This is a genomic window from Bradyrhizobium sp. UFLA06-24, from assembly GCF_054967145.1.
Genome location: NZ_JADFUE010000121.1, coordinates 1 through 9,487, shown reverse-complemented (window position 1 = coordinate 9,487; position 9,487 = coordinate 1). Strand labels below are relative to the sequence as shown.

10 protein-coding genes, 1 tRNA gene and 1 pseudogene are annotated in these 9,487 nt (G+C 58.6%); 10 read left to right on the top strand and 2 right to left on the bottom strand.

The features are described 5' to 3' along the window. Positions 1 to 322: tyrosine-type recombinase/integrase (locus tag IF809_RS37245; protein ID WP_462839979.1), on the top strand; the 322-nt coding region annotated here is incomplete at its 5' end. 120 nt (positions 323 to 442) lie between these two features. Here the strand turns inward: IF809_RS37245 and IF809_RS37240 are convergent. Continuing rightward, positions 443 to 515: transfer RNA gene (locus IF809_RS37240), tRNA-Ile, on the bottom strand. Positions 516 to 1,188: 673 nt separating this feature from the next. On the opposite strand from IF809_RS37240, the gene IF809_RS37235 reads away from it, so the two are divergent. Both IF809_RS37235 and IF809_RS37230 read left to right on the top strand, forming a co-directional pair. Beyond that, entirely contained in the window at positions 1,189 to 1,461 is a 273-nt protein-coding gene (locus IF809_RS37235; RefSeq protein WP_038936786.1) for a hypothetical protein, read from the top strand. 526 nt (positions 1,462 to 1,987) lie between these two features. Next, positions 1,988 to 2,137: pseudogene (locus tag IF809_RS37230) on the top strand (DUF3551 domain-containing protein); the annotation flags it as partial. A 666-nt stretch (positions 2,138 to 2,803) separates the two neighbouring features. On the opposite strand, the gene IF809_RS37225 reads toward IF809_RS37230, so the two are convergent. Continuing rightward, the gene (locus IF809_RS37225; RefSeq protein ID WP_462839978.1) at positions 2,804 to 2,959 is read right to left on the bottom strand and encodes a hypothetical protein; all 156 of its coding nucleotides are present in this window, start codon (positions 2,957 to 2,959) and stop codon (positions 2,804 to 2,806) included. Positions 2,960 to 3,155: 196 nt separating this feature from the next. On the opposite strand from IF809_RS37225, the gene IF809_RS37220 reads away from it, so the two are divergent. The 7 genes from IF809_RS37220 to IF809_RS37190 all read left to right on the top strand — a co-directional run. Further along, positions 3,156 to 3,449, top strand: a complete 294-nt coding sequence (locus IF809_RS37220; RefSeq protein ID WP_240536566.1) for a hypothetical protein — start codon at positions 3,156 to 3,158, stop codon at positions 3,447 to 3,449. After that, the gene (locus IF809_RS37215; protein WP_240536567.1) at positions 3,446 to 3,661 is read left to right on the top strand and encodes a hypothetical protein; all 216 of its coding nucleotides are present in this window, start codon (positions 3,446 to 3,448) and stop codon (positions 3,659 to 3,661) included. The genes IF809_RS37220 and IF809_RS37215 overlap by 4 nt, the downstream gene beginning before the upstream one ends. Positions 3,662 to 3,672: 11 nt before the next feature. Next, positions 3,673 to 3,963, top strand: coding sequence for a hypothetical protein (locus IF809_RS37210; RefSeq protein ID WP_028144232.1), 291 nt, complete (start codon positions 3,673 to 3,675; stop codon positions 3,961 to 3,963). Positions 3,964 to 4,815: 852 nt separating this feature from the next. Further along, on the top strand, positions 4,816 to 6,150 hold the full coding sequence (locus IF809_RS37205; protein WP_038936787.1) for an NtaA/DmoA family FMN-dependent monooxygenase: 1,335 nt from the start codon (positions 4,816 to 4,818) through the stop codon (positions 6,148 to 6,150). 32 nt (positions 6,151 to 6,182) lie between these two features. After that, on the top strand, positions 6,183 to 7,871 hold the full coding sequence (locus tag IF809_RS37200; RefSeq protein ID WP_038936788.1) for an ABC transporter substrate-binding protein: 1,689 nt from the start codon (positions 6,183 to 6,185) through the stop codon (positions 7,869 to 7,871). After that, complete coding sequence (locus IF809_RS37195) at positions 7,868 to 8,830, top strand: ABC transporter permease (protein ID WP_038936789.1); 963 nt, start codon at positions 7,868 to 7,870, stop codon at positions 8,828 to 8,830. Before IF809_RS37200 ends, IF809_RS37195 begins: the two co-directional genes overlap by 4 nt. After that, on the top strand, positions 8,827 to 9,487 hold a 661-nt coding region (locus IF809_RS37190; protein ID WP_462839977.1), incomplete at its 3' end, for an ABC transporter permease. The genes IF809_RS37195 and IF809_RS37190, both read left to right, overlap by 4 nt.

The window sequence follows — 9,487 nt, the reverse complement described above, 5'->3', positions numbered from 1 at the left end:
GACCGGCACCGAGACCTACCTCGTGACATCGTTCGGCAAGCCGTTCACGGCGAACGGGTTCGGCAACAAGATGCGCGAGTGGTGCGACGAGGCGGGCTTGCCGGAATGCTCAAGCCACGGCCTGCGCAAGCTGTGCCTGACGCGGCTCGCTGATTACGAGGGGCCCGATGGCCGGGTGCTGGACGTGCGCGACTTGCAAGCGATCAGCGGTCACAAGGATCTGCGCGAGCTTCAGGTTTACATTGAGAACGCCGACCGGAAGCGCCGTGCGAAGCGCGCCATCGCGCAGCTCGAAGAGGCTCAGAAAACGAGGACGCGATGAAGTCGCTGGCGCAGAACAAACCGTGGTGAAAACTGAGAAACGAATTTGTCTAGTTGTGGTGGTTGAATTTGTCTAATCGGCAAAAAGCGCTGAGAGATCAAGGGCCCTTTTTAAGGGCGGTGGGCCCGGCAGGACTCGAACCTGCAACCAGACCGTTATGAGCGGCCGGCTCTAACCATTGAGCTACAGGCCCCGCCGCTGAAAGGCGACCGCGCGGCGGCGCCGGGATCGTCTACAGGTTGGCCGGCATTCCGGCAATCCCATATCGCTTCAAGCGAAATAGGGACTAGCTCGCAGTCGGCATTCAGCTTTGCAGGTCAAAGCTCGCGAGCCGCCGACCGGTCGAGGATCCTGATCCCGCGTTGCGTATTGTCGCCGTCGGACGCAGAATTCCTGAATCGAAAGCCCGAAAACAAAGAACTTCGACTTTGACTCTACCGCGGCTAGCCGAAACAGTAGCGCGCGCTCAATCGGTCAGGGAACAGGCGCTCGTAGGCGGCAACACACGAGGTGCAACCCTGCGATGGCGCTTGAATTCGGCGTCCGGGAGCTCGTTTTTGATGAATTTCACCACATCGAGTGTGGGAAGTTGCGATATCGCCAAGCCCAGAGCTGCCCCACTTTAGAAAGACATTCGAGGCCGTTGCCCGGATCCGAGAACCGTCTTTCGCATGGGCAGCCTGTGACCGGAGCGTAGCTGATGTAGTGTCGCCCCGACGCGCGACACTACGGATCGAGGTCTTCCTTTGAACCATGAGGGTTGGACTGCGCTATCTGGCAATCGGCGTTTGCGCCATTGCCGCAGCCTGGCTTGTGATGAATTGGCTCGTCTAGCATGGCGGGATTATTTCGTGGGGGTTGCGTCAATGCACGATTGGAAGAGCGAGCTCGATGCGCTCGTCGCTGAAACGATGGCCTTCACCGAATCGCTGAAGGTAGAGATCGAGCGGCCCCGCTCTGTGCCGAAAAAAGTCGTTGAGCCGGGTTGCCTCAGCGTGCCCGACTATGGCGGCAGTGAACGCGATGAGATCAGAAAACGGGTCGAGAGCTTCAAAGCTCAGCAAGAGCGCTTCATGCGCGAGCGTGAAGAGTATGCCAATTCCCTGCTGCGCCGGATCGAGCGGGTCACGAAATCGTAGGATAGCTCAAGCTCACTGAATCGTCATGTGGCGCTGCCGGGCCCGCTCAAGTCGCCCATCTCAAGCGATGCGCGCTCGCGGAGTACCTGATGGCCGATCTTCCACTCCTTTAGCTCATTGAAGCGCGCCGATTTGTGACCGTCCCCGAATTGACTTATTGCGCAAGCGCGAGAGTGCTCAAGCTCCGATCGGCTGTTGCCGTAGAGTGTTCCGCCGCACACGTTGCCATCACGCTTGAAAAATGCGCGTCTTTTTAGAAATAGCAGGAATGCTGCTTGAAAGCCGGAGCGACTGACGCTTGGAGTTCTTTCGAAGGCGATCGGCCAAACCGTCTACGGATTGTTTTGCCCTTTACCAATATCAAAATATCACTTCTGGATTTTCTATCCTCTCAAGACTTAACGGAGGCTAGATCATGCGCAACCTTTTCTTCATCGCTGTGTTTGCACTTCCGATGCTCGTCGGCTTTGGATCGCCTTCGACCGCCGCTCCGCGGGGGCGTTAGCACATCCCACCGGCTCGGCAGGACGTTTATTGCCTGCAGGGACGTACCTTGGGATATCCTGGCAATTGCCAGTTTTATGACCAGTGTATGGCCACCGCCTCCGGTACCTCAGCCTATTGCGGGATGAATCCGATCTACGCATTCCAGCGACAAGGATGGCGATTGCGCTGATGTGATCGTCAAGCGTGATCGAGACATCAGTCTTTGCTCATCTAAATCGAATCGCCCGCTGTGCAGGTAAGGGTTGGGCTTCCGCCTGGTTGGACGTCCACATTCGAGTAAGCTCGCGTCCTCAGTTGCATTGCGACGCCAGGCAACAGCGAACCGGACACAATGCCTTATCGGCGTCACGTTCGATCGGGCATCCTCTCGCACCGCCCCGGCCTCAATCGCCGACGGCGCAACCGTCGGCACCGGTCGAAGCTCCCTTGACTTCGTGCCATTGGCGGTCCCGGCGGATGATCTTGGTTAGGCGCCCGTTCGCTCGTTCAAAATGCTGCTGATCGTGCGACGAGCCGCGACCTCTTCGCTCTACGCCGCAGCCCGGGACCCTGTTCGTTGAGATCAAAATTTAGATCAAAAATCCCATTCACGTCCACGCGCGCGGCGACGATCAACTCTAAGGGCCGCGAGTAATAGCGACCGTGCCATTGTCCACGCCGATATCTCCGCGGAGACAGGGAACGGCCGGATTTGTGATTTCGTATTCTGGCCTTTCCGCCTTGCAGCGGCCGCGCCCGGGTCGAGCTTGAGGGGAGGGCGGTAACCTCCTGGAGAGCGGGAGGAAACGAATTGGATATGCAAGCAACACACCGACTTTGCTTTGTTAGGTTTTCCTCAGCGTCGTTTTTTATTGTTGGCGTTGGCATCGTCCTGCCGGCGTGGATTGGCTTCCACGCCGGCGGATCCAGTCTGGTTGGCCTTCTGCTGCTGACCTCGAGCGTCGCTGGATTGTTTCTGGCGCCCCTCAGCGGGTACATCGTCGACCGACATAGTCGGCTCACAGTCAGCGCGACGGGGCAAGCAATCAGGGCCTGCGGCCTTTTTGTGTTGGCCCTCGTGCAGCTCCTCCCCGAGGACCTCTCGCGACCACTCCTGGTTCTTCGGCCATTCTCGGCGCGTTCGGTTAGCGCTGCTGGCCGGCGCGATGAGTGGGTTGCTCCAGTCAATCGTTCCCGAGACCGAGCGCATGGCATTCAACATCCGCCTCTCCTTCTTCAATCAGGCCGGTCTTGCCCTCGGGACAGGTATGGCGGGCTATGCCATAGATCGTCTCGGCGGCGCTACCACAGCCGGCCTATCGGCCGGTATGGCTGTGGCCATTCTGCCTTTGCTCGGGAGGCTGACGACGGGAACCGAAAGCAGTCGCAGTTCGATAAAGGGCCTTACTCCGCTTTCCGCTTCGCGTGAAGTGTTCCGCTATCTTCTGAACGAACCGCAAAGCCTGTCCGCCGCGGTCACGGTGGGACTGGCCTTGCGGTGATCCAGATTACAAACCTATTGTTGCCTGATTTCGTTATTCATTCGCTTGGCGGCGGGAGCGATCTCTTCGGCATGCTCGAGATGACCGCCGCGATCGCCGGCATGGCCGCTCTCGCTCTTGCCGGGATACCTGCGCTCGCCAGGAAACTGGCCCGAGCAACCGCCGCGGTTCTTGCAGGGGCCCGGCCTCATTGGTTGTGCTGTCTTTTGTGACCAGCCCGCTGATGGCGATCGTGCTCTATGCCATAGCTGGAATGCTGTGGAGCCTGTCACGGGCCGCGGCCAACGGACATCTTTCGACCGTTGTGGATTCGGCCCTGATTGGGCGCGTCCAGGCCTTCACGACCCTGCTGACGGCCGGGCTCGGTGCGCTGATCTTCCTCCTTCCGACCCTATTTCCAAACGCAATTGAGGCCGCGCTTTATATGGCATCCGGAGTGACGATCCTCATCACTATCGCGCTCGTCGGTCTATGGACCCGCAGCCTGAGATACGCGGGCTCTCTGAAGAGCTGAACATTCAGAGTGGCTCATATTGACGCGTCTCTGCCGAACCGCTTCTGGCGGTCAAAAAGAGGCAAGACATGTATTCTCGCATCCTCGTTCAGGTACGGACTATCTCATCGAAATCCACAAACTGCGATGACTGATCCCCGTACTTAGGCAGATGGCTCCAGCGTCCCATCATTGCCAACCACCCTACCGGTCGTCACTGCACTCGGACCCGCGTGCCCCTTCGGGGGGCTATGCTCACGCTCCTACGGGTGCCATTTTGCGTTTAGGCGATGCGCCCCTGGCGCACGCCGCAGATGTTGGCGCGCAAGGTCGAGACAGGACGGCCTATCAGTGATCCATTGCAACTCATTACCTTGAGATGGCTCGGATTATGACGATGGGGCTATCAGTCCTGAAACATCAGAACGCGCAAGCTTGATTACGGCGCGATCGCCCTTCTGTTCCGAGCCGTGCACCCTGAGATTCAATCTTTGTGCGCGGGGCGCAGTATGATGCATAGACGCAAGCAACGCTCTTGTCGCTGGCGCTGGAATGCCTTGTGGCGCATTCGTGTCTACGCGACTCTGAGTTGGTCGCTGCGTCGGTCCGTCGATGTGATGCAAACCAGATAGATGGGGCTTCTCAGTCACGGAGTTTATCGTTCCGCGCCATGAGGCATTCCCAACAGAAATTAATTATCCGGCGGCACGAATTGAAACAGGCATTCTTATTTTTCCTCCGCGGTTGACGCTGGTCGGCTACTCTACAATGTTGGAGTGCCATGACGCGTTCATGGCTACCGAAAATTGAGAAGAGTGCGATGCCGTTTTTGACCTTCCGGTCCACCTCTACACGAACCGCATGTGCCGCGTGATGACGTCAGTGCTTGAACGTGAGCTTCACCTTGGCTTGAACCTGCATGGTGCTGGGGGACATACCGCAGCGTGGCGGTGGCCCGGAAATTCTCCCGGCGCATTTTACGATATTGAGCATTACGTACGAGCCGCGAAGCTCGCCGAGCGTGGAAAGCTCGACGCGGTTTTCCTCGCCGACACGCCAGCGCTCGATCCAGCAATCGAGAAGCACCCACCGCTCAACGGCATCGAGCCGACGATCACGCTTGCCAGCATTGCGCGAGAAACAAAATTTGTCGGCCTGATCGGCTCGGCATCCACCACCTACAACGAACCCTATAACCTCGCGCGCCGATTCCAGTCGCTTGACGTTGTCAGTGGCGGCCGTGCGGGCTGGAACGCAGTTACGACGTCCAATGTCTATACGGCCAGGAGCTTTGGCGGCGACGTGCTGTCACGTGATGACCGCTATCGCCGAGCCGAAGAATTTGTGGAGGCGGTGCGAACCCTTTGGCATAGCTGGGGAGAAGGCGCTCTTATCCTGGATCAGGCCTCGGGGCGGTTTGGTGATCCGAGCAGGCTGCGGACGACGAGGCATGCCGGCGAGTTCTTCGACATCAGCGGGCCACTGACACATCCCGGCTCAAGACAGGGGCAGCCGGTTATTTTCCAGGCCGGCGGATCCGATCCAGGGCTCCGGTTCGCGGCCCGAAGCGCCGATGCCGTGTTCTCATCGACAGGCGATTTGGAAATCGCCCTGCGCGAGGCCGATCGCCTCAGGTCGTTTGCTTCTCAACATGGACGACGGGCGCCCCTTGTCCTGCCGGGTATCGTCACGTTCGTCGGCGGAACCGAAGAGGAAGCAATCAAGCGCAAGGCGGAGCTTGACGATCTAATCAACTTTGACGTTGCCCTTGATGCGCTGGCCAGTCGTTTCGGCTTTCCTGCCGAAAGGCTGAAGATCAACGAGCCAATCGACCTCAGCTTACTGCCGGGACATGCGGACGCTGCTTTTTCCATTGGCCAACATCGCACTGTGGAAGCTCTCGTGCGCTCCGGCAAAACAGTCCGCCAGATCATCGTAGAGGCGCCTGCTTACGGCCACCGGGTGCTGGTCGGATCGCCGGAACAGATTGCCGCATCCTTCGAAGAATGGTTCCGGGCTGGCGCAGTCGACGGGTTCAACGTCATACCTGATGTTCTGTCCGACGGCACGCCTGCGTTCGTCGATCACGTTGTTCCCGTTCTTCAGCGGCGCGGCTTGTTCCGCTCGGATTATCGCGGCGAAACGCTGCGCGAGCACCTCGGCATCCCACTGCAGGGCGAGCGCACCGACCAGGTCTCCGCCGCCTGAGTGCTTCTCCTTTATCACATTCGGAGCTTATCATGTCCAAGCCGGCTGCCGTTCATGCGGTGTTTCTTCTCAAAAGTCTGAATCGTCGTGTGAAGTCTCGCGCCGCAATCATCGCCATCGCGATGTCTGGCCTTTCGATTGCGGATCCGGTGCACGCGGAGGGCGCTTCGGCTGGCAAGCCGCAATCGGGTGGGATTATCCGGTACGGACACTTCCAGGAGCCGCCGTGCCTCTATGGTGGTTGGGTGCAGCAGTGGTACCTTCAGCGTCAATTCAGCGACAATCTGGTCGCCAGGGCTGAAGACGGAAGGATCCTGCCTTGGCTTGCGACCGCCTGGACCATCTCGGATGACCGCAAAACTTACACCTTCCAGATCAAGCCCGATGTCAAATTCACGGACGGGACGTCTCTGGACGCCCAGGCGGTCGTCGATAACATCAATGGATGGCTGAGCGACAGTCCGGAGCTCGAGAACCCCACAGCCGGTCCTTATCTCAGGGGCATCTTCGAGTCCGCGGCGGTTGCCGACCCGCTGACGCTCAAAATCACGTTGAAGACGCCGTTCGAGCCGCTGCTGAATGTCTTTGCGCAGTCCTCGCAAGGCATCTTGTCGCCGACGGCGCTTAAGCGTAGCAAGGCCGTGAACTGCGAAAGCCCAGTTGGTTCGGGTCCGTTCATCGTAGAGAAATGGAACCGCGGCAAGAACGTCATATTCCGTCGAAACCCAAACTATAATTCGGCGCCGGCCACTGCCAAGCATCAAGGCCCAGCCTATGTCGAAGGAATTGAGTGGCGTTTTCTCGCTGACCCCACGATACGCTACGGCTCACTTCTGACCGGCGAATCCGACGTTGTCTATCATATCCCTGCCGTCAACTGGCAGGACGCCAATTCCCGGTTCAAGATCGTGCGCCACCTCACGGGTGGAACGCCGCTTCGGCTTGCGTTGTTCTCCGAGAGACCGCCGTTCGACGACGTGCGTGTTCGGCAGGCTTTTGCTTACGCCTCGGACCGACGTGCTGCCGTGCAAGCGGCGTTTCTTGGCTCACTGCCCTATGAGGGCAATTTCGCTTTGAGCCAAAGCTCGCCGGAATATGTCAGCGAGCTCTCAAAATCCTATTCCTATGACCTCGCGAAGGCGAACAAGCTGCTCGATGAGGCTGGGTGGACAGAGCGCGATGCAAACGGCATTCGCAGCAAGAACGGCAAAGCGCTGATCATACGCATCACCTACACCAATGCCTTTTCGCCTCCCGACGGCGATCAGGTCCTGCAGATCATCCAGCAGCAAGCGAAGGCCGCAGGGTTCGACGTGCGGCTCCAGCCGACCAACCAGGCTGATTTCTGGGCAGGAAAGAATCTTGGTCCAAATGACTATGAGGTCGTTCCACTGTATTGGGTTGCGCCTGGCGCCGAGATCTATCGTATTTCGTACAAGCCTGACCTGAATGGTGTCCGCAATCCCTTCAATCCATCCCGCTATCAGGATCTGCCCCTGTGGGACATCATTCAGAAGGCTGAACAGGCTGGTGACAAGGCGCAACGGACCGCGCTTTATCAGCAGGCGGAACGGCGGATTATCGAGAACGCGCCGTCCCTGAGTTACACGGTTTTGGACGTCACCCTCGCTTTAGCCGATAATGTGAAGGACATCTGGCTCGACAGCGGGTCGGTGGGCGAGCCCGTTTTCTCGGACGCATATTTCACCGACAAGAAATGAATGCGGTGAAGACGATAGGCCATCAAAGCCTTTGGCTAGCGCGCCGGCTCTTGTCCGGCCTGATCGTGGTTTGGGCCGCGGCGACATTCACCTTCTTTGTGCAGTTTCTGATGCCCGGGGAACGGGCCCAGATCATCTTCAATGCAAATAGCGGAAACGTGGGAGAGATTCCTCGGGACCAGCTACTCGCCATCAATGCCAAATATGGCTTCGATCAACCCGTCTTCGTGCAATACGGAAAGTATGTAAGGGACGTGATGCACGGAGACCTTGGGCAGTCCTACGTCCAATATCAACCTGTCACAGACCTGATTGCGCGCCAGATCGGACCAACGATTGCGCTCGCTTTTGCCGCCATGTTGACCGCCTGGATCATCACCATCACGACCACGGTTCTTTTCGCCGGGCGTAACAACATATGGTCCAAGGCGCTAGGCGGGTTTCAGGTCTTCCTGGCAACCCTGCCGCCCTATTGGCTGGCGACAATCCTGCTGGTCGTTTTCGCGATCCAGCTTCGCTTGTTTCCTGTCGTGGGCGGCAACACCCTCATGGGCGTCGTTCTGCCTACGATGGCCCTGGCCCTGGAAATCTACGGCTTCCTTGGTCAAGCGGTCTTGAGCGGATTCACGCGGGTTCTTGATCAGCCTTTCATCACCTCATCGAGAATGCGCGGCACAGGTGATCTCAGCCTCCGTCTACGTCACGCTCTGCGCCATGCGGCCTTGCCGGGGATCACCCTTTCCGGCTGGATCATAGGCAAGCTGCTGTCGGGCGCCGTATTGATTGAAGCGGTCTTCGGCCGTCAGGGGCTCGGCGGCGTCCTTGTCGCAGCATCGTCCACACGCGATGTCCCGGTCGTGTCAGGGGTGATCCTGGTTTCAGCTGCGCTGTTTGTCGCCGCCAGCTTGATCGTGGATCTCACGATACAACTCGTCGACCCGAGGATGAAAGAGGCATGAGTTTCGCCAATGGCTCCGCGGGACATACAAAAGCGTTCATAACTGCAAGAGTGCTGACGGGCGCCCGTATGTTTCCGGTTCCGGTCTATATCGCGACTGTCTTCACCGCCTTTTTCCTCATCGCGGCGATTGCGCCGAAACTGCTTCAGACGCATGATCCGTTGGCGCTGAGCTTGATGTCACCTCTCAAGGCCCCTTCATTGACGCATTGGCTGGGGACGGACCAGTCCGGACGGGATCTCTATTCCCGCATCGTGGCGGGGACAGGTCAGTCTCTCTCCATTGGGCTGGGTGCGACTGCGCTCAGCCTTGCCATCGCGCTCATACTCGGCGTGACGGCGGGCCTGTCTGGCGGCTGGATCGACAACGTGCTCAGCCGGCTCTTCGACGCCCTGTTCGCTCTCCCCACTCTGTTCCTTGCGCTTCTCTTCGTTTCGTTGTTGGGCACCTCGGTCTCGACACTGATTATCGCGGTCGGCCTTGGAACATCGCCAGGATATGCACGCATGGTGAGGGTGCAGGTTCTGAGGGTCAAAGCTACTGGTTATGTTGAGGCGGCAAAGGCGTTAGGCCACTCGCCCAGGGGCATCCTGTTCAAGCATATCCTCCCCAACGCAATCAGCCCGCTTGCGACAATGTTCACGCTCGGTATCGGGC

What these genes read in the sequence shown, in the direction of transcription:
- IF809_RS37220 (WP_240536566.1), top strand. Translation starts at nt 3,156, where the DNA reads ATGGCATTCAACATCCGCCTCTCCTTCTTCAATCAGGCCGGTCTTGCC.
- IF809_RS37200 (WP_038936788.1), top strand. Translation starts at nt 6,183, where the DNA reads ATGTCCAAGCCGGCTGCCGTTCATGCGGTGTTTCTTCTCAAAAGTCTG.
- IF809_RS37225 (WP_462839978.1), bottom strand. Translation starts at nt 2,959, where the DNA reads ATGTCGGTCGACGATGTACCCGCTGAGGGGCGCCAGAAACAATCCAGC.
- IF809_RS37195 (WP_038936789.1), top strand. Translation starts at nt 7,868, where the DNA reads ATGAATGCGGTGAAGACGATAGGCCATCAAAGCCTTTGGCTAGCGCGC.
- IF809_RS37210 (WP_028144232.1), top strand. Translation starts at nt 3,673, where the DNA reads ATGGCGATCGTGCTCTATGCCATAGCTGGAATGCTGTGGAGCCTGTCA.
- IF809_RS37235 (WP_038936786.1), top strand. Translation starts at nt 1,189, where the DNA reads ATGCACGATTGGAAGAGCGAGCTCGATGCGCTCGTCGCTGAAACGATG.
- IF809_RS37205 (WP_038936787.1), top strand. Translation starts at nt 4,816, where the DNA reads ATGACGTCAGTGCTTGAACGTGAGCTTCACCTTGGCTTGAACCTGCAT.